Origin of the sequence: [Clostridium] symbiosum, from assembly GCA_036419695.1 — a bacterium.
Classification (GTDB): Bacteria; Bacillota; Clostridia; order Lachnospirales; family Lachnospiraceae; genus Otoolea; species Otoolea symbiosa_A.
The window spans coordinates 3053534-3074420 of record CP143946.1; the positions used below are offsets into that span (position 1 = coordinate 3053534).

The window sequence follows — 20887 nt, forward strand, 5'->3', positions numbered from 1 at the left end:
TGTAAACCGCGATTACACGGCGTAAAACATTGTTTTTTAGGGCTGAAGCTCCGTCCGATCATCAATACGCCAGGATTCTGGCCGGATTCTTCACCATGATCTGGTCGATGGCAAAGGGTGACACGCCCACGATATCGCGGAGCGTCGGAATGGCGTATCGCGTCAGACGGCCGTAGCCCTCGCCGCCGTAATATCTGGCCATATGTTTCGCGCACGTGTCCGTCGCAAGGACGAGCTGCTTTGCATATTCCTCCTGGATGAGTTGGTAGACGGCCGCCAGGCGCATCCATCCAGGAAGGCTTGTGGAGCCTGTGGCCTCCCTGTCCGAGGTGTTGCAGATTTCGATGCAGATGTTGATTCCCGTATCCAGGACGCGGTGCAGATAGTCGAGGCTGATCCCCCAGCTCTTCTGGTTGGTAATCAGCGTCTTTAAACTGCCCTCTCCGAGAAACGCACCCATATGCGCAATCACGGTCCGCTCCATGTCCACGTTTTCTTCCTTCAGGATCTTTGCGATTTCCAAAGGGCCTCCTCCCATCGTAAAGCAGGGATGGACCGTCAGCGGAAGCCCGGTTTCGTTGGCTGTTCTGGCAGCCGCGCGCAGTAAGAGTTCTTCCCCTGGACGGAAGCCGGATGAAATTCCCACCTTGATCATTCCCGGTTTAATGCCGGTATCCTCAATTCCATATTCGATCTCACGCTTCATAAAGTCCATGAAATCTTCTATCTCCGCATTGTGGCACCACTCCGGCCATGATTCGTAGATGTAAATACCCGTCGTACCGATTACATTGACGCCCGTATGTTCCGCAATCTTTTTCACTTCCCTGATATCGCTGCGGATTCCGGGGACGCTCATCTCCACCAGGGACCGGCCTCCGGCTGCCTTAAAGTCGGCAACTTCCTTTTCCATGACCACCGGGTCATCCAGATCCTGGGTGTCCCAGGTAAACATGTTATTTCTGCGGATGATACCGATATTTTCCAGCGTATTCTTCTCGTTTTCCCCTACAGATTCCTTAAATCCCGGATGTTCCTCCACAAACTGCTCCCGGAACACCCGCCCCTTCATCAGGATGTGCTCATGCATATCGGTAAAGCCGAGCTCTTCCGGCTTGATTTCCCCTGTAACCGTAACAACCTTTTTCATAGTTAAACACCTCTCCTTTAAAATCACAAATCTGACTCTGCCGTCTATTGTGAAGCGTGTTGCTGCGCACAAAGTAAGCAGTAACTATAGTGACCTTCCGAGACTTTGAAACGCTCCATTTCCCCGCTCTTACACTCCTCCGTCGCAGACTGGCACCTTGGATGGAAGGGACAGCCTGCGGGCATGTTGGATAAGTCGGGGACATTGCCCTCAATTACATTCAGATCCTCATCGCCGGCCGCCAGGCTGGGAACGCAGGCAATCAGGCCTCTTGTGTACGGATGGGTCGGGTTCCTGAAAATCGATCTCGTATCCGCCTCCTCCACAACCTTGCCGCCGTAGAAAACGGCGATCCGCTGTGCCAGCGTCGCCACGACGCCCAGGTCGTGTGTTACAATGATAATGCTCGTTCCGAACTGATCCCGGATATCCCTGAGAAGCCCCAGAATCTGGGCCTGTATCGTCACATCCAGGGCCGTTGTCGGCTCGTCGGCCAGTAAAAGCTTCGGTTTGCAGGCCAGCGCTATCGCTATCATCACCCTTTGGCACATGCCGCCGGAAAGCTGGTGGGGATAACTGTTCATCCGAATTTCCGGATCCGGGATTCCTACGACCTTTAAAAGGCTTACAGCCTCCTCATAAGCCTGTTTTTTATCCATTTTCTCATGTTCCAGAATCATTTCCATGATCTGCTTACCGATACGGATGACCGGATCCAGACAGTTCATCGGATCCTGGAAAATCATGGCGATCTCTTTTCCTCTTATCTTCCGGAATTCCTTGTCGTTCTTATATAAAATGTTTTCACCGTTAAATGTAATTTCACCGCTTATAATTGCGGGCGGCGCCTCCACAAGTCCCAGGATATTGGACAGCGTCACGCTCTTTCCGCAGCCCGATTCCCCTACGACGCCCAGGATTTCTCCCTTATCCACATACATGTTTACGCCGTTTACCGCGTGGATATTGCCCGCTTTCGACGGGAATTCCACTTTTAAATCCTTTATTTCAAGCAAATGCTCCATATCCGCTCTCCTTTTCGCTTCGTTACGCCGCCTCCGTTAATTACTTCTCAGTCTCGGATCCAGCACGTCCCTCAGGCCGTCTCCCAGAAGATTGAACGCAAGCGTCGTCAGCGTGATCATCAGACCGCCGAATATGGCAACCCAGGGGGCGTCGATAAACACATCCTTGCCCTCGTTGATAATCATTCCCCAGGACGGCGTCGGCGGCGCTATCCCAAGACCCAGAAATCCAAGGGAGGATTCCGCCATGATACAGCCGCCGATTGTCCCCGATAAGGTGATGAAAATCTGAGGCAGGGCATTGGGAATAATGTGTTTAAAAATCGTGTAGCCGCTCCCCGCGCCCATTGTTTTCGACGCCATGATGAAGGTACGCTCCCTGATGGACAGCGTCTCGCTCCGCGCAATACGGTAAAAGCCCGGAATAACCGGAATTCCGATTGCCAGGCACATTCTGGTCTCCGTCGAACCGAAGCAGATGGCGATAATCATCGAAAGCAACATGGACGGGAATGCCATCATGATATCCATCATTCTGCCTACAAAGAAATCCATTTTTCCCCTGAAGTAACCGCAGGCAAAACCAATGGTGCTTCCAATGGAAAGAGCCAGCATTACGGACAGAAATGAAACCTTTAAGGACACTCTGGCCCCGTATATCAGCCTCGTCCACACGTCCTTCCCGTAATCATCCGTTCCCATGATGTGAAGCATCGACGGAGCCAGAAGACGGTCGCCCAGGTGATTCGTCTTATAATCATAGGGTGTCAGCAAGGGGGCCGCCACTGCCAGAAACATCATTGCAAGTATGACAACTGCCCCGAACACGACCATTTTATTATGCAGCAGCCGTTTTATCATCTGCCTTCCCCTCCTTTTCCAAAGCCGGAGCTGTAGTCCAGCTTTAATGTAAGCTCTTTATACCGGTGGCAGGCCACCTGGTGGCAAGCCGTCACACTCTCAAGCACGGGGGCCTCCCTCCCGCACCGCTCCTGTTTGTACGGGCATCTCTCATGGAAAATGCAGCCGGACGGCGGATTTAAGAGGCTCGGCACATCGCCGGTCAGCGCTCCCGTATTGACCTGATAGTCCGGATCCGGAAGCGGCACCGCCGACAAAAGCGCATGGGTGTAGGGATGCTTTACGGCGGCAAACAGTTCGTTTTTCGGCGCCACTTCAACCAGATGGCCGAAATACATTACGCCGATTGTATCAGATATGTATTTTACAACGGAAAGGTTATGGGAAATAAAAAGATAGGTAAGTCCCAGTTCCTTCTGCAGATGCCGGAGCAGATTCAGGATCTGTGCCTGGACCGATACGTCCAGGGCGGACACCGCCTCGTCGCAGATGACAAATTCCGGATTAAGCGCCAGACTTCGGGCGATATTCACCCTCTGCCTCTGGCCGCCGGACAGCTGATGGGGCATCCTTGTAAGAAGGTTCACCGGCAGTCCGACCAGGCTGCACATCTCTTCCACCTTTTTCCGTTTCTCCTGTTTGGTGCCGTACTGGTGGATATCTAACGGCTCCATAATAATCTCTTCAATGGTAAGATACGGATCCAGCGCTTCGTAAGGATCCTGGAAAATAACCTGCATTTCCCGGCGCACTTCGCGAAGCTGTCTGGCGTTCATCTTATAGATTGGTTTCCCGTGGAAATATACATCCCCGGCCGTCGCTTTATACAGACTGAGGATCAGTCTTGCAAGGGTGCTTTTCCCGCAGCCCGATTCCCCCACCAGGCCGAAAGTCTCCCCTTTTCTTATGGAAAGCGATACTCCGTCAACAGCCTTGATAAACTCCTTGCTCTTCGCGGTGTTGGGAAACCATTTTTTTACGTCTCTCACTTCCAGTATTACTTCTTTTTCCACTTCTTTTTCCGTATCTATTTCTTTGTTATCTATCTCTTTGTTATCTTTCTCTCTGTTTTGCCCAGCCATAAGTCAACCTTCCAATTCCAGCTCTCGTTATTTTGCTTATTTTGCAGAATCCTGAACACGAATACGCGGATCGAACACGCCGTATAAGATATCCGTAACCAGAATTACAAGAATCATAAATACTGCCAGAAATACCGCCGTCCCCTGAATTACCGTGTAATCCCTGGCGTTAATGGCATCGACCAGAAGTTTTCCGATTCCCGGTCTTGCAAAAACCGTCTCCGTTACAACCGCGCCGCCCAGATATGCGGCAAAGGTTCCGCCTACCACCGTGATAATCGGTGTCAGTGCATTTCTCAGGGCATGTTTCAAAATGATGGCGCTCTTTGCAATTCCCTTGGACTTGCAGACCTTAATAAAGTCATTTCCCAGAATCTTTAGCATCGAGGTTCTCGTCGTCCTGGCAATGGATGCCGCCGAACCGAGGCCAACCGTGATGACCGGTCCGATAAGGCCGAGGAAATGCTCTTCCGGCGCCAGGTTCAGGCCGATTACCGGAATCAGTTTCAGCTGAACGCCGAATACGATGATGAGAATCAGGCCCAGGAAAAACGAGGGCATCGACATCAGGAGCGTATTCAGGCTGAGAATCGCCATATCAAATATACTGCCGCGGTACAATGCCGCAAATATCCCCGACGTCACTCCCAGCACAATGGCTAACAGCACCCCGAATATCGTCAGTTCCAGCGTGTTTGGAAGACAGTCCAGTATCATGCCGAATACCGGCTGGTTATTCGCCATCGAATATCCCAAATCTCCCCGCAGCGTATCAAATACGGAATCTACCAGCTGCACTGCCATCGGACGGTTATATCCGTGCTCTTCCCTGTACTCCTCTATTTCCTGGACAGTGGCAGATTTGCCGAACTTCATCGCCACCGGATCACCCGGAATGGAACGGATAATCAGGAATACCACGATCATGCTTCCAAGAATCGTGGGAATGGCAAATAACAGACGTTTTAATATGTAACGTTTCATGTTTCCCCTCCTTCAACCTGTGAAGCGTTATCATTCACGGTACGGCCGCTCCTCTTCCGAAAAACAGCCGTACCGTGGACAGCAGCTCTTTTACAGGTCCACTACTGCAGATCCATGTCCTTAAACTGGAACAGAAGTTCAGCGTTCAGTGAGAAACCTTTTACCGTATCCTTAACCAGGATGTCACCGCAGGATTCGGCGATCGGAATGGAAGGAATGCTCTCAACAAGAATCTTCTGTGCATCGCCGAAATACTTATCTTTCTCGGCTTTATCGATGGATTCAAAACCTTTGGCTACAAGCTCGTCAAATTCTTCATTTCTAAACTGGCACCAGTTGCTTCCCGGAATCTTGGCGCTTGTGAACGAAGTCAGCCACTGGTCACCGCGGTATCCGTCTCCATTTACCAGGAACCACATTTCGTGGCGCCCGTTTCTCACATCATCGAGGAAAGTTGCAAACTCGGTGAGGTTTAACTGCATATCGATGCCGATGTCGGCCATATACTCCTGGATGACAAGCAGCGGTCCTTTGGAAAGGGTGTCGTTCGGTGAGGCAACCGATGTGGAGAAGCCGTCCGGATAGCCTGCCTCCGCCAGAAGCTGTTTGGCCTTCTCCGGGTTGTATTCATATGTATAACCGCTCTGCTCCGGTGTGCTGGCATAAATACAGTAGGACTGGACATAGCCTGTCGGCGGGAACAGCGTTCCTCTCCAGTAATCATTAAGCATTTCATCGTAATTGATTGCATATTTAAGGGCTTCCCTGACTTTCGGATTGTTGAACGGCTCCTTTTCCAGGTTCATGCCGAGGTAATAACATCCGGCTCCCGCAACTTTCTTTACTTCGCAGCCTTCCGTATTCTCGAATTTAAGGATGCTGTTGGCATCGTTCAGGGTCATGATATCTACTTCACCCGCATTGTAGAGGTTGATTCTGCTTGACTCATCGGCCAGCATCGTAATTTCCACTTTGTCTAAAAGGGCTTTTTCTCCCCAGTAATCTTCAAAACGTTTAATCACATATGCCTCTGCCGGTTTGCCGGATTCGTATTCGAAAGGCCCTGTTCCGACCGGTTTTGCACCAAATCCGGAAGGTTTCAGTTCCTCGTATGCCTTCTTGCAGATGATATTGCTGTACCACGATGCGAAATCCATCAGGATTTCATTGTCCGCTTCTTTTAAATGAAGCACAAACACATAAGGGTCGGAGGTATCCATGGATTCGATGTTGTCTACCTTGCATTTTGATTTTGTATCCGTGGCTCCCACGTCGGGATCGCTCAAACGTTCCAGTGTGTATGCCACGTCCTCGGATGTGAATTCACCGTATCCGGCATGGAACTGTACGCCTTTTCTCAGATTAAAGGTATAAGTTTTCCTGTCGTCGGAAACCTCCCAGCTCTCTGCCAGGCTGGGAACCAGATTTCTGTCTTCATCAAAGGTCAGCAGTGTCTCGAAAATAGAAATACCAGCTTTAACACTTCCTCCGTCGCCCCAGAGCGCCGGATCAAAAGTGGCTTTTTCCCAGTGTGTCGCAACCTTCAGCACCTTTTCCCCATTTTCGGCTGAACTCTGCTCTGCGGCGGAACTTCCGCCTGTGGCCGCCTGCTTATTTCCTCCGCAGCCGGTTATTATCATCGATACGGAGAGCGCTAACGCTGCCGCCGTTGTCAGTAATCTCATTTTTTTCATATTCTGGCTCCTTTCAACCCTCGTTCACCTTTTAAGAAACAGAAGAATTTAATATTGCAATTTTTTCCGTCGGTTTCATGTCATATGGCTGTTGTTCCCCGCTTCAGACGGACTTGCATAAAATTAGTATCTTTTCATGCTAATCACGAAAATCCGAATATAAAAAATAATCCGAATTATTTTCTCCTGTTCCATTATAACTACTTATATCCTTATTTTTCCGGAATTTTTGGATATTTTAGTGTTAATTTATTTCCATGCCTGAATATTAACATATTGTTACTTAATTGTCATTACAAAAACAGGAGGGTCCTCTTTAAAAAAAACTTCGTTTTTTATGTGTGGTATATAACAGTTGGGGAAGAAACAGGGTTAGGGGCTTCCCCAACTGCCTGCGGAGAAGCCCCTAACCCTGTTTCTTATTTTGTGTCATCAAACTCACAACAACATATCCTATCGCAGAGGGAAGCAGCGGAAATACACTGCCATAGGGAAGCTCTGCTATTCCTAAACCATTCAGGAGCACAAACCCAATCCCAAGTACCGCGCTCGCCACGGCTCCCCGAGAATTTCCTTTTTTCCAGAAGACACCGCCTGCAAACGCCGGCAGACAGCCGGCACTGATAAAGGTATAACTGAGTGCCAGCAATTCAATTATATTATTCATAGACAAGGCCAGGACTACACTAAATATACATACAAGCGCATTGACAATAAACATCAGCTGTCTGCATTCCTTTTCGCCCGCATCTGGTTTTATCATTCCCCTGTATATATCATGTACTATATTTGTCGACACGCATGCAAAAATGGAATTGCAGGCCGACATCACCGCGCAGATTATAGCTGCCAGAAGTATCGCTCCGGCCAGTGAAGGCAGTTTTTCCAGAATCAGCAGCATAAAAACCTCGTCTCCGTTTTTTCCCGGATAAAGGCATCTTCCATACATTCCGAGAAGAACAGGCACAAAAGCCACCGGCAGTAAAAGAATGCCTCCAAATAGATTGCCGTAAACTGCCGCCCTCTCATTCTTAGCCGAAGCGCACCGCTGAAATAATCCCTGACTGACGAATACTGCAGCAATTGTCGGCACCGTATTCATGACAAATGTTTCGCCGTCATACGGAAACATTGAGAAGCAGGATTCAGGCAGCCCAGACTGAAGAAATGATACCCCATTTCCAGAAACCATCAGGAAAAGAGCCGCCATCATGCCCACAAAGATGACCGAACTCTGTAGGAAAGAGGCCACAAGCGCTCCCCAATAACCACTGACAGCCGCATAGCAAAAGGAAGCGGCTGCGGTGACAATTACTCCCATGTTTCCATTGAGGCCTGCGGAATAGAAAACAGCTTTTCCGGCCAGAAGCTGTCCGGCAAACAAAGCTATGCAGCTTAAAGGCGTGACGGTACTATAAATCAGCCTGCTGGAATACCCCCCGTAGCGCTCTTTGAAATAGTCGGACAGGGATACATATCCATGGCGGTAGATAAATTTTGTCACAATCATTCCGGCTGCAATAAATGAAAGACCACACCCCAAACCGTACCATGCTCCCCCCAATCCATATAAAGCCCCATATTCAGCCCCTCCGATTACAAAGCCGCTGCCGATTTGCATCCCGACCGCGCTGCCTGTAAGCAGGAGAAGAGACGACTGTCCTCCGGCCGTTATGCTGTCCTTAAACGTTTTTACATATTTCCTTCCCCTCAGGCCTATAAAACCTGTCATTATCATATACACGAACAGGATTCCAACCATCATCCCCGATGTAGTCATGCTTTCCCCTTTCCAGATGGCTGCCAGCATAAACGCAGCCTGCAAGAATGAGTTACGACATAACCGCTCAGAGCACGGGGAACACTTTTAATTCCGCTGTTTCTGTCCACGGCACATCCTCCGGAGTCCCAAAGTTTTTAACCAGTTCTATGCGCAGATATCTTGCCTTGACCGGCCGCTCCAGAAAGTAGGTGTTCCACTTTTCTTTCATCTCCATGTGCACATCCAGAATTTTCTCCCAGCTTACAATATCAATCTCTTCATCTTCCCTTCCAAAACGTGAGCATTGTTCATCATTGCTGATATAAAGACGGATATGTTCCGCCATCTCCTCCTCAATACTGATGGTGGAACCTACGTTATGGAAAATACGTACTGTTCCAATTGTCTGCTCCTCCCCGAAAAAGTCCAGAATCGCATTGGCAGGCCCCATTGTATTTGCTCCCCAGGTTCCACCATGCCTCTCCACGTCATCGTCAATCAGGTTACAGACCCAGTAATAAGGATTCTTCTCGGTTGTACTGGCCCATTGGATCCTGGAATAAAGACTGCCATCCCTCCTTACACCCAATGGCAGAAAGCCTCTTTCGACGTTTCCAATCAGGATTTTACCGTCCACTTCTTTACATGTGTAATATCCGGGAAGGACTCCATATAAGGTCCCTGTCTGTATAATTCTGATATTGCCCTCTGTATATTCCAGTTCCCCTGCATCGGTAATGACTGTATTAATACCCACCGTCCCGAGAAAGTCAACCGCCTCTTTAGTTAAAACAGGGCCTTCATATTCCCGTTCCGGGCAAACCGTAAGCTGCCTTGATTTCCTGCTCTTGATTATAAGAATCTCAAATGGCGGCAGATTTTTCAAATGTTCCAGGTTCCATGCCCGGATCTCTCCGTCTATTCTGTAAAAATCCTCCGTATAGGCAATACGGCCTCCCGATACCGGTTCATAACTTCGCTTAAGCTCCATTGCTTTTCACATCCCTTCATTTATTTTCTCAATCCTTTATAGCATCCAGAATCTCAAAGGCCCGGCTGCTGCATACAATATCTGCCCCAGCCTCCAACAAATCCCTTACCTCTTTTTCGGTTTCGACAAGACCTTCCGCCTTAACCGGCAGCTCCCGCTTCAAGGCACTTTTTATCTTCTTCACATCGCCGGCGACTGTTTTTCTGGGGATGACCAGATCACCGGAGGTCGTCTTCAGCCCGTCTACACCGCAGTCTTCACAAAACTTCACGAGCTCTTCGAGCTCCTGTTCGCCGAGCTGATATGTATTCAAAACTGCAAATAACGCGGTTCCTTCCATATGAATTAATTTAACCGTCTCTGTCAATTCCATGGCCAACGTCTCTTTATCACCTGATTTAAATGCCGACAGGTTAACTCCCATATCAATTTCGGCAGCACCAGTTTTAGCGGAGAAAAAAGCATCCGCAATCTTCGTCTCGGGTACATCGATGCCGGATGGATAACCACTTACCGTACAGACCTTCACCTTTTCTTTGGATTCATCAATCGCTGTCTTCACCATATTCTGGAAAACGCAGACACCATACAAATCATAATGGATTGCTCTTCTTACAAATTCACTTATCTGCTCTTTCGTATGTCCGATTGACAGGTCGGTCGCTATCATCTTTTTCGCTAACTCTGCTTTTTTCATGTGTCCCTCTCCTTATTCAAAGGTGTCTAAAATCTGAAACGGCGCGCTTGTTGCAATCCTGTCACAGCCAGCAAGAATCATCTCCTTTGCCTGCTGCCCGTTTCTGACACCTCCCGAAACCATGACCTTAATTGCATCGCCGAAATGGGATTTGATATTCCGCACTTCCTCCGGAGTACTCCTGCATCCATGTCCCGTATTGGTTTTCAGAAACGGCACTTTTGATTCAATACACAGTTCAGCCGCCTTAAGCTGTTGGTCCGGTGTGAGCAGAGTCGCAAAATAAATAATTTTAATCAGTTTATCTTCCCCTGCCAGTTCAAGCACCGCCTTAATTTCATCCTTGACCTTTTCATACTCTCCGGCCATAAATGCACTGATATTCATAGATACATCCAGCTCGTCCGCCCCAGCCTTAAATGCCTCCTGTGCCGCCTTCAGGCGGAGCGCATTGACCGCTCCCCCCATCGGATAATCCACGACGGAAACAATCTTTCTTCCCGCTTCATGGGCGATATCGGCAACGTGCCTGATAAAATAAGCCGAGGCCAGTATTCCGGCAAATTCGTACTGCGCCGCCCGCTTTGTAAACGCGACTGCCTCTTCAATTGTAGGATTCGCCGCTGCCATGGACCCGTCCAGCATATGTTCTACATTTCTTTTCGTTATTTCCATTCGTTCCGTTCACGCTCCTTTCCCGGTTTTCGGCAGGCAGAGTCTCTGTCTGCCCACCTTACTCCGGCTGTCTTTTTCCACTACAGCAATTTTCTATAGTCTGCTTTCATTTTCTCCAGTTCCTCTTTCTCCGGAAAAAATTCAAAGATTGACTCCTGCGGACCTCTCTTCACCGCACAGGCGGCAATGCATCCTGCGTGGATCACTGCTTCCGGCAGCTCCATTCCGGAGGCAAGCCCCGCAACAAAGGCCCCCGCGAAGGTGTCCCCCGCACTGGTGGTATCCCGCACGATGACGGGAACACACGGAAACACCCTCTCTCCGTCCTTCTCCACCAGAACGGAACCCTTGCCGCCCATCGTGATAACTACGGCTTTATTTACTCCTTTTTTAAGAAGGATCCTTCCCGCCTGAACAGCAGTATCATAATCTACCACCTGGATGCCGCTGAGTAAGGATGCCTCATGCTCATTCGGCTTCATATATGTAATAAAATGATACAGTTCCTCATTAAATTCCACGACCGGGGCCGGATCTACCATTGTCTCTACTCCAAGTGAATGAGCCTTCCTGATTGCATACTCAATCGCGTCAAAGTTATTTTCAAACTGGAAACCGGCCACAGCGCATTCCCGAATCATCGGTTCCGCGTTGTCGATATCCTGCGTTGTAATTTCCGCATTAGCTCCCGGTACCACAATAATGATATTTTCACCTTTCTCGTTCAGCATAACTCCGGCTGCGCCGGTCGCATGTTCCTTATCAATTTTTACATGCGTACAGTCGATACCGGCTCTCTCAAAATCATGGATACACAGGTGGCCGTATTCATCATCCCCTACTCTCATGATTCCGCTTATTTCTGCGCCTGCCAATGCAGCCGCCAGCATCTGGCCATGTCCTTTTGCTCCCCCCGACATCTTAAACCTGTAACCCATAACGGTTTCTCCCATGGAGGGCATTTCTTTTGCTGTAAACGAATAGCAGCAATGGTAACTTCCGAGTATAAAAGCCTTATTATTTTTTGTCATATTATCCCTCCAAACTTTTCTGCTGGGTACAAAGACTTACCACCACATACACGATGAATGCCGGAAGAATCGGAAATACACTTGCATACGGCAGCGGCAGAAGTCCCACCATGTTTAAAATAACTACGATCATACCGACTACCGAGCTTGACACAGACCCCTTAGCCGTTCCCTTTTTCCACAGGAGGCCGCCCAAAAATGGAACGAGACAGGAGGAGGCGAGGAATGTATAGGTAGATGACAGAAGTCCCACGATACTCGTAAAGCTCAGCGATATCAGGAGTGCAAAACAGGCAACGATAATATTTAAAACCACATTCATCTTCTTAATCGCTTCTTCCGATACATTGGGATTGATAAAACCTTTATACAAATCGTGAAGCACTACTGCCGATACGCCGATAAACAGCGTGTCTATCGTGGACATAACCGCTGCCACTACCGCCGCCACAAGAACCGCGGCAAGGAGAGCTGGAAGGCTGCCCAAAACAACTGCAAAAAATGCGGATGTGTCTCGTACACCGAATTTAGCCGCTCCATACATTCCTATAAATACGGGCATCACAGCCAGAGGAATCATGACAACTGTAGAAAGCAGGTGAGCTGTTTTGGAGGTAAGTGCGCTCCTTGCCGAGCTGACACGCTGGAATACACATTGATCCGTAAATATGGCAAGACAGGTCGGAACAATCAGCATAATTAATGTAGCTTTATCAAAAGGCACGGCGGTAAAAAAGCTCTGTGGAAGGGCGCCTGTTTCCACTGCTTCCAGGATGATTCTTATTCCCCCCTGCATCATAACAAAAACGGTAGTGCCGATTAGACCGGTAAGTATGATTGCCGTCTGGACAACGGAAGTGGCGAAGGCTCCCCATAAACCTGCGATCTGCGAATATAGGAGCACTACGATTGTAATAACAACAGCCCCCACATTTCCGTCAAGGCCAAGAGCGATAAACAGAGCCTTGCCTGCCATAATCTGTGCAGCCATATTGCCAATAAACGAAAATGCCGTACTTAAACTGTATACAAGTGTCGTAACCCGGTCACCATAACGTTCTCTCAGGAAATCCGAAAGCGAGATATACCCCTTTTTGTAAAGAAAATCATTAATTGTAAACGATAAGACTACATATGATAGGGCACAGCCAATTCCATACCATATACCGCCGATTCCCATCTCGGCTCCCGATCCGGCTCCGCCCACCACGAATCCGTTTCCTATATGCCCGCCAATGGCTCCGCCCATAATCAGCAGAACGCCTGCATTACGGCCGATATTCAGATAACTGTCATATGTTTTAGCATATTTTCTTCCCACAACACTGATTGCGATCATTAATAAAAAATAAACTCCCAAAACTGCCATTAATAACGTCAAATTCATATTCAAACTCCCTTCTCCTGAAGTGTATATGTACCCTATATATCTGTTCAGCGCCCTCACAATTACCACATTTCAATGTACACATCTTCCTACGTACGTTACCTTCCCCCTTTTTTACAGCGCCATCTTATAAATTTCGTAAACATCTTTTTCTTCCAGATGGAAGGTACAGCCAATTTCCCATTTGTCCCCGTTTTTGTCATAAGGAATTCTGGCCGCCAGCTTCTTCAGGGTCCCGCTTGATACTTCACCGGCAAATTCCTGAATTCTGCCCGGCAGGCCCAAGTCTCTGAAAAATCCTCTGACTTTGCGTATTCCTTCCCTTGCCGTCCATTCCGGATTATCAAAGTCGTACTCGCAGTTAAAAGCTTCTACCGCAAATCTGGCAAACAATTCTACATCTCTCCTGTACACATACTCCATCCAGCAGGGTGTAATCACAGCCAGCCCCGCCCCGTGGGGTATATCCCATTCTGTCGACATCTCATGTTCAATCAGGTGGCAGGCCCAGTCCCCCACCAGCCCCAGGCGCATAATTCCATTTACTGCCAGGGGAGCCGTCATCATCAGAGCGCTTCTTGTCGCATAATTATCTGGTTCCCTGACCGCGATCGGCGCATTTTTCAGGACTGTTTTCATTCCTGCCGTCAGAAGCTGGCGGCTCAGATAAATATCTTTTGTAGCAGAAAAGTAATTTTCACACAGATGAGAAAAGATGTCGGCCGCACCGGATGCCGTCTGAAATGGTGGAATGCTCTGCGTCAGCTCCGGATTCAATATTGCAAAATCCGGCCTCATCAAATCAAAATCATCTGCCGATCTCTTGAGCTGCGTCTTGTCATTCGTAACCACCGAGGCTCTGCTGGATTCACTTCCTGTGCCTGCAAAGGTGGAAACCACTCCCAGCACCAGCATTCTCTCAGGCACCGCCTTCTGACAGTAAAAATCCCAGACGTCTCCGTCGTATGCGCAGCCCATTGCAATGCCTTTGGCACTGTCGATAACGCTTCCGCCTCCAACAGCCAGCACACAGTCAATTTTCTCTCGTTTTCCCAGCTCGATACCCTCATAGATTTTTGAAAGCCTCGGATTCGGCACCACGCCCCCAAGTTCGATAGTGGTAAGCCCGGCCCGCTCTATGTCTTTTTTTAAAAGCTCAATTAGCGGCCGTACAAACGCCTCACCCGAATGGTGTATCAATACTCGGCTTCCCCCAAATTCCCTGAGCAGTTCCCCGCATCTTCTTTCCATCCCTTTCCCAAAAAAGAAATCCGGCATATTCCTAAGTTCAAAATTAATCATCTGTAACCTCCTTCTTCCGCTGCGTCCGGCTCTATATCAGCCCTGTACACTGTCTGAGAATCCGGACAACATCCGCTTTACGAAGAGGATGCGTCCTGCCCGTCGTCTCATTTCCCCGGTAAAACACCTGTTCAGCCACTTTGTGAATGACCTCTTCCCCAAGTTCCTCCGGTGGAATTCCCAAAGCGCTGAGAGAAGACGGAAGTCCGAGCATATTATAGAGAAAATCCTCATAAGCCCGAATCCCGGCCAGGGCCGTCTTTTCAGGTTCATCCACATCAAGCGGAATCCTGAACATTTCCACGGCAAATTTGATAAATGATTTCATATGGTCTTTATAAACATATCTCATCCATACCGGCATCAATATAGCCAGGCCTGCGCCGTGGGAAATGTTCCACTCTCCAGACATTTCATGCTCGATATCATGGCAGCCCCAGTCTCCCCACCGGCCGACCTTCATGATTCCGTTGATTGCCAGAGGACTTAATACCATCAGCACTCCTCTTGCTTCATAATTACAGGGATCCTGCATAACAACAGGGGCAAATTTTAAAACCGTCCTGATCCCGGCACAGGCCAGGTGATCGGACAAATCATTATCAGGATCAGCCGTAAAAAAGTTTTCCGTCAGGTGAGTCAGCATATCGGCAATCCCCACCGCTGTCTGAAATTTGGGAACCGTATAGGTGATTTCAGGATTCATAATTACAAACTTCGGCCGGATCAGTACAAAATCGTCAGGATCTTCAATTCCGTGTTTGATCTTGCCTTTGGTGATAACGCTCCCAAACGTCGCCTCACTGCCGGTTCCTGCAAATGTGGAAATGACACCAACCGGCAGGCTCCTTTTCTGTCTGTCTCTCCCTTCATAAATATCCCAGACATCGCCCTCATAGAGGGTTCCAATCCCTATCGCCTTTGCACTGTCGATTACGCTTCCGCCGCCGATAGCAAGGATAAAATCTACGTTTTCTTTTCGGCATAATGCAATTCCTTCATAGACCAGTTCAATGTGCGGGTTTGGGACAACGCCTGAAAGCTCCACCCATGCAAGTCCCTCCTCATCCAGATATCCCTTCACACGCTCTATCAGTTCCAGAACAAAATCCTCTCCGGAATGATGTATCAAAACTCTGGTTCCTCCAAAATCCTTTATCAGCTTTGCCGTTTTTGTCTCCTGATCTTTTCCGTATATCATGTCCGTATAGTTTCGAAGTACAAAATTAACCATAAAAACCTCCCCTCTCTCTGCAAAAATCTCCTCGATATGCACCTATTCGCAGCACCCGTTTTCGTCATTAATATTCTTCGGCTGTCTCCCCCTGCAGCAGTTTCACTGCTGAACTTGTTCCGATCCTGTCACACCCTGCAAGAAGGAATCCCTCTAAGTCTTCTCTGCTTTTTACTCCTCCCGCTGCTTTAATTTTTACACAGCTACCGATATTACGTTTGAATAGCAGAATATCTTCCATCTTTGCTCCATCACTCCCAAAACCGGTCGATGTCTTGATAAAATCGGCCTTGGCGTCTGTCACACAATGGCAGAGCCGTATTTTTTCTTCCTCCGTCAAATAGCATGTCTCAATAATTACCTTCAGAATCCGGGATCCTGCGGCTGCTTTCAGAGCTGCAATCTCCTGTGTAACCTTTTCAAACCTCCCTTCCTTTACATCCCCCAGGTTTACAACCATATCAATTTCGTTCGCACCGTTTCTAACTGCCTCCAAAGCTTCTTCCGTCTTAACATAAGTCGTATGATATCCCAGTGGAAAACCGATTACCGTGCAGATATTCAGCTCCGGATACGCCTTATGTACCCGCTCCACAAACGTCGGAGGAATGCAGACAGATGCCGTGCCGAACCGGATTGCGTCTTCGCAAATCACCTTAATTTGCTCCCATGTGGAGGTTGCCTGTAATAATGTGTGATCAATATGTCCCAGAATTTCTTTGTTGTTCATTGTTATCTCCTTGTCGAATAATTATATTTTTATTATTTCATACTCGATTTTCTCCAGATACCTTTTCTGTATTTTCTCGAGCTGCTCCCTGGAATCAAAAAAACAGTTGTACATTGAGCCGGATCGTGAGACGGTCAGCGCAGCTAGGCAGGACGCTTGAATAACTGCTTCCTTAATGGTCTTTCCCTTTGCTATCGAAGCGATAAAGCTTCCGGCAAAGGAATCTCCAGCGCAGGTTGGATCTTCAACCGAAACCTGCGGACAGGGCACGATATATGCACCATCTCTGCTTACAACAACACATCCCTTTTCTCCCATTGTAATAATTACGCATTCTTTTATCCCCTTTTCCATGAGACAATATCCGGCTCTCCTGGCGTCTGTGTAACTGCTGACCCGAATGCCCGTCAGAATCGACGCTTCATGTTCGTTTGGTTTAATAAAGCTGATATATGGATAAAGGTCATCCGGAAGGACAATAGCCGGAGCCGGATCCAGAAACGTCCTTACACCGAGCCCTGCGCTCTCTTTTATTGCATATCCAATTGTTTCCGGATTCACTTCCAATTGGAAACCGCCTGCTTTGCATTTTTTAATATATTCCTTTGCTGCGTCAAAATCTGCCTTTGAGAAGTCATCGCAAACGCCCGGTACAATAACAATCGCGTTGCCTCCCTCCTCATCGCGCAGAATACATCCGCTGCCGGTGGCATGTTCCTCATCCCTTTGAAGATAACGGCAGCCTATGCCTCCTACCGATGCGCACTCTTTCCTGCACATCTCTCCTGCATAGTCGGCGCCGATGCGCCCGATTACCTCGACATAACACCCCTCATATGCGGCGGCAAATGCCTGGTTCACGCCTTTGCCTCCTCCTGACGGGCGGTACCCTGTGCCAATCAGCGTCTCCCCGTTTCCCGGAAGCGTACTGCTGTAAAAGCTGTGCAGCCAGAAATAGCTGTTGATGACAAATACATGTTCCATCATTTATCCCCCCTATGGTACTAATTCCAGCTCCCTCAATCCGTCATGGATCTCTTTTTTCAAAGTTTCGGGGAGAATCAGAAGACTGTCCGGATAACGTGTTCCTCTGATTGGGCACCCCACAAGTTCTGAAGCGTATTTATACCCCGCGCTGTTTCCGCCTTTTCTTAAAATATCGCGGATTTTCATAATAAAAGCCTGGCATTCTCTGGCCCTGTCCAAGTCTCCTGCAAAAAAGGCATCGCACAATTCGATGATCGGTTTTGGAAAAGCAATGCTTATAAAGGATATGATTCCGCAGCCGCCGAGAGCCAGCGTCGTAAATATAGTCGAATCACTCCCTGCAATATAATTGAATTTCTTTTGTATCAAACCCATTGCAGTTTCAAGATAAGTAATACTCTGAGTGCTGTCTTTGTATCCGTGAACATGATCGTATGTATTGACAAGCTTCGACAGAAGTATGGGTGACAGCATATTATGCGTCTGAGGAGCGTTATAAATATAGACCGGTACTCTTGACGCCTCTATTAACGCAGTGAAATATTCTTCCAGAGCCTTCTCCGAATAATCTGTCAGGTAGGGCGGAGTAATACATATTGCGTCGGCTCCTGCCGCTTCATAGCGCTTTATCATACCGACGGCGTCCCGGTACCCCGGTACCATCACATTACACATAACCGGGATTCTTCCTCCGGCCTCACTGCACATTGTCTTTGCAAGCGCTTCCTGTTCATCATAAGTCATCATATGAGCTTCGCTGGAAATCCCGCCGGCAAACAGGTAAGCGAGGCCTTTCTCTATCTGCCAGTCAACCATATGACGGATTGCTCCATGATCGATGGTACCGTCCCTCTGATAACTGATTGTAAGTTCTGTACCGGCTCCCCAAAACATTTTCTCTCTCTCCATCCTTATCCTCCTCTTTCATTTCTGACGGACGATGCACCGCTGCAATCCCCGCCTGTTCCGACAAGCTGTCCGCTTTCCATGTGGTAATAACTTTTCCAATGATTCCTCTCAATCTAAAATTCCTGCCCCCGTTTCCTTTCTTCTCCTTTCTTTGTTAGAATCCTTACATTTGTGAATATGGCTTTCAATATTCTGTTATTTCTTAGTTAGTTTTCTTGATATTAGGGTAACATATCATATTTTATCTGTCAATATATATTTTTTCAAAGATTTAGTTGTCAATTATGTAGTATTTTTTGCTTCATTTTTCCCTGTTTTGACCTTATTTTTATCGTCAGAATAACATTTTCATTTTCTTGCGTTATACTTTTTTCTTTTTTGTCAACCACCGGCAGTATATTCTAATTATTAAACGCTAAAACAAATATATTTTATGTATTTTGTTATTTACAGTATATTTTTACAATGTTATACTGAAAGAAAAACAACATTTTAGTACTGAAGGACAGGGGTGGATATGAATAACAACAACAAAAAAACAGTTCGTCTAAAAAATATCATTGCTTTTTTAAAGGATTGCAACGGCGCTTCCCTGAAAAATATTGCCGATTATCTTCAGGTTTCTGAGATGACGGCCCGCCGTGATCTTTATGAATTGCGGGAACAGAATGTCATTCATTACATATCGGGAGTTGCCATTTTTAATCCCGACAGTCAGCGCCACAATGAGCAATGTCCTTATGATCTTGTCGGTGAGAAGCTGGTGAATAACGAGATGAAAGAAAGAATTGGAAAAGCTGCTGCAACACTGCTCACCGCCGGTGATACTGTAATCATTGATACGGGAACCACAACGGAGCATTTCGCCAAGCATATACCGGATCAGGTACCGCTTACGGTTCTCTGCTACAACATCAACATCATGAGTGAGTTAATCCGGCGCTCGCATCTGAATCTTTTGTTCGCCGGAGGGATTTACCATGAAAATACACAGATGTTTGAAAGCCCGGAAGGTTTGAGTCTGATTAACCGGACGCGCGCAACCAAGGTTTTCCTTTCAGCTGCCGGCGTCAGTGAACTGCTTGGAATCACCTGCAGAAATCATTATGAAATTGATACAAAAAGGGCAATTATTAATGCTGCCCTCAAACGGATTTTGCTTGTAGATTCCTCGAAATTCAACCGAATCAGACCTGCTCTGTTCGCCCAGCTCACAGATATTGATACAATTGTTACGGATGATGGGATTTCTTCCGAATGGATTGAAATTTTAAAAAAGAATGATATTGAAATTTTGATTGCATAAACAAAAAATCAGCGGCATATTACATCTTCACGCGAGAACGGATCCCCTTGTCTCCACCAGGGAATCCGCCCATTACTTCTTTTATTTACCAGGCATAGCTGTCCGGCGCCTCTCCTCCCGGTCCCGGGAAGATCTCGTCCAGACGTTTCATCGCGCTGTCGTCCAGTTTCACATCCAGTGCGTGAATGATATTGTCCAGATGCTCCGGCGTCCTCGGCCCGATGAGAGGGCTGGTGACTACCGGGTTCTTTAAAATCCATGCCATTGCTACATCCGACTGTTTCTCACCAAGGTCGTGGCAGAAGCCTGCAAAGTCGGTCAGTGTTTTAACCATTTCCTCCGAATAGTGGCGGTTCTCGCTGCGTGAACCGCTGAGCCGTTTCAGAGCATTTTCCCCGAGCATTCCGCCGGCCAGCGGTGAGTAAGTAACGAGTCCCAACCCGAGTTCCCTGGCTGCCGGAATCACTTCCAGTTCGGGCAGTCTGGAAAGCAGATGATACTGGTGCTGCTCCGCTACCAGGCCGAGGAAATGACGTTTGTCGGCCTCCCACTGTGCCCTGACGAGATCGTGGGCCGCAAAGTTAGAGGAAGCAATGTAAGTGGCCTTTCCGGTGTTTACAAGAGGCTCCATTGCGCCCCACATCTCAGGCCATGTTACATGGCGGTCGATATGGTGCATATAGTAAAGATCAATATGATCGGTCTGAAGGCGTTTTAATGAATCCTCCATATGCCTGCGTACCTTCCAGGCGGACAGTCCGTCTTCATCATTCGGTCCCTCAAACGGATCCTCCATTGTGGCAAATACTTTGGTGGCCAGGATTACGCGATCTCTTCTTCCGCCTTCCTGGGCAAACCATCTGCCGATGATTTTCTCCGTCAGGCCGTGCTCGCCTTCTCCGGCAAAACCGCCGTAAGCGTCCGCCGTATCAAAGAAGTTGATTCCGGCATCCAATGCCTTATCCATGATATAAAATGCGTCCTTCTCCTCTGTGGATGTTCCAAAATTCATTGTTCCCAGACAAAAACGGCTGACTTTCAGTCCGGTGCGTCCCAAATAAGTGTATTCCATGTTTTATT

General features: G+C 48.0%; 19 protein-coding genes. 1 reads left to right on the forward strand and 18 read right to left on the reverse strand.

All coding sequences use genetic code 11. The features are described from left to right. Positions 1-61: 61 nt before the first annotated feature. The 17 genes from V3C10_14015 to V3C10_14095 all read right to left on the reverse strand — a co-directional run bounded on the left by V3C10_14015 (position 62) and on the right by V3C10_14095 (position 18501). Positions 62-1150 carry a TatD family hydrolase gene (locus V3C10_14015; GenBank protein ID WVP60424.1) on the reverse strand — a complete coding sequence of 363 codons (1089 nt, stop codon included), beginning with the start codon at positions 1148-1150 and terminating at the stop codon, positions 62-64. A 44-nt stretch (positions 1151-1194) separates the two neighbouring features. Further along, on the reverse strand, positions 1195-2175 hold the full coding sequence (locus V3C10_14020; protein ID WVP60425.1) for an ABC transporter ATP-binding protein: 981 nt from the start codon (positions 2173-2175) through the stop codon (positions 1195-1197). Between the two features lie 36 nt (positions 2176-2211). After that, the gene (locus tag V3C10_14025; protein WVP60426.1) at positions 2212-3036 is read right to left on the reverse strand and encodes an ABC transporter permease; all 825 of its coding nucleotides are present in this window, start codon (positions 3034-3036) and stop codon (positions 2212-2214) included. Further along, on the reverse strand, positions 3033-4118 hold the full coding sequence (locus V3C10_14030) for an oligopeptide/dipeptide ABC transporter ATP-binding protein (GenBank protein WVP60427.1): 1086 nt from the start codon (positions 4116-4118) through the stop codon (positions 3033-3035). Before V3C10_14030 ends, V3C10_14025 begins: the two co-directional genes overlap by 4 nt. A gap of 36 nt (positions 4119-4154) precedes the next feature. After that, positions 4155-5102 carry an ABC transporter permease gene (locus tag V3C10_14035; GenBank protein ID WVP60428.1) on the reverse strand — a complete coding sequence of 316 codons (948 nt, stop codon included), beginning with the start codon at positions 5100-5102 and terminating at the stop codon, positions 4155-4157. Positions 5103-5203: 101 nt separating this feature from the next. Further along, on the reverse strand, positions 5204-6796 hold the full coding sequence (locus V3C10_14040) for an ABC transporter substrate-binding protein (GenBank protein ID WVP60429.1): 1593 nt from the start codon (positions 6794-6796) through the stop codon (positions 5204-5206). Between the two features lie 406 nt (positions 6797-7202). Further along, positions 7203-8606: a sodium:solute symporter family protein gene (locus V3C10_14045; protein ID WVP60430.1), complete on the reverse strand. Its 1404-nt coding sequence runs from the start codon at positions 8604-8606 to the stop codon at positions 7203-7205. 37 nt (positions 8607-8643) lie between these two features. Next, entirely contained in the window at positions 8644-9549 is a 906-nt protein-coding gene (locus V3C10_14050) for a hypothetical protein (protein WVP60431.1), read from the reverse strand. 28 nt (positions 9550-9577) lie between these two features. Then, positions 9578-10246 (reverse strand): hypothetical protein, encoded by a 669-nt coding sequence (locus tag V3C10_14055; protein WVP60432.1) that lies wholly within the window; start codon positions 10244-10246, stop codon positions 9578-9580. A 12-nt stretch (positions 10247-10258) separates the two neighbouring features. Next, positions 10259-10921, reverse strand: coding sequence for a deoxyribose-phosphate aldolase (gene deoC, locus V3C10_14060; GenBank protein ID WVP60433.1), 663 nt, complete (start codon positions 10919-10921; stop codon positions 10259-10261). An 80-nt stretch (positions 10922-11001) separates the two neighbouring features. After that, positions 11002-11952 carry a ribokinase gene (locus tag V3C10_14065; protein ID WVP60434.1) on the reverse strand — a complete coding sequence of 317 codons (951 nt, stop codon included), beginning with the start codon at positions 11950-11952 and terminating at the stop codon, positions 11002-11004. A 1-nt stretch (position 11953) separates the two neighbouring features. Continuing rightward, positions 11954-13339, reverse strand: coding sequence for a sodium:solute symporter family protein (locus V3C10_14070; GenBank protein WVP60435.1), 1386 nt, complete (start codon positions 13337-13339; stop codon positions 11954-11956). A gap of 114 nt (positions 13340-13453) precedes the next feature. Continuing rightward, positions 13454-14641 (reverse strand): iron-containing alcohol dehydrogenase, encoded by a 1188-nt coding sequence (locus tag V3C10_14075; protein WVP60436.1) that lies wholly within the window; start codon positions 14639-14641, stop codon positions 13454-13456. A gap of 31 nt (positions 14642-14672) precedes the next feature. Next, the gene (locus V3C10_14080) at positions 14673-15875 is read right to left on the reverse strand and encodes an iron-containing alcohol dehydrogenase (protein WVP60437.1); all 1203 of its coding nucleotides are present in this window, start codon (positions 15873-15875) and stop codon (positions 14673-14675) included. Between the two features lie 67 nt (positions 15876-15942). Further along, positions 15943-16605 (reverse strand): deoxyribose-phosphate aldolase, encoded by a 663-nt coding sequence (deoC, locus tag V3C10_14085; protein WVP60438.1) that lies wholly within the window; start codon positions 16603-16605, stop codon positions 15943-15945. A gap of 21 nt (positions 16606-16626) precedes the next feature. After that, positions 16627-17592, reverse strand: coding sequence for a ribokinase (locus V3C10_14090; protein ID WVP60439.1), 966 nt, complete (start codon positions 17590-17592; stop codon positions 16627-16629). Positions 17593-17601: 9 nt separating this feature from the next. Beyond that, a complete protein-coding gene (locus V3C10_14095) occupies positions 17602-18501 on the reverse strand; it encodes a dihydrodipicolinate synthase family protein (protein ID WVP60440.1) in 900 nt (299 codons plus the stop codon). Between the two features lie 517 nt (positions 18502-19018). Here V3C10_14095 and V3C10_14100 point away from each other — a divergent pair. Then, a complete protein-coding gene (locus V3C10_14100; protein WVP60441.1) occupies positions 19019-19807 on the forward strand; it encodes a DeoR/GlpR family DNA-binding transcription regulator in 789 nt (262 codons plus the stop codon). Between the two features lie 85 nt (positions 19808-19892). On the opposite strand, the gene V3C10_14105 is transcribed toward V3C10_14100, so the two are convergent. Next, positions 19893-20879 carry an aldo/keto reductase gene (locus tag V3C10_14105; GenBank protein WVP60442.1) on the reverse strand — a complete coding sequence of 329 codons (987 nt, stop codon included), beginning with the start codon at positions 20877-20879 and terminating at the stop codon, positions 19893-19895. Positions 20880-20887: the final 8 nt, after the last annotated feature.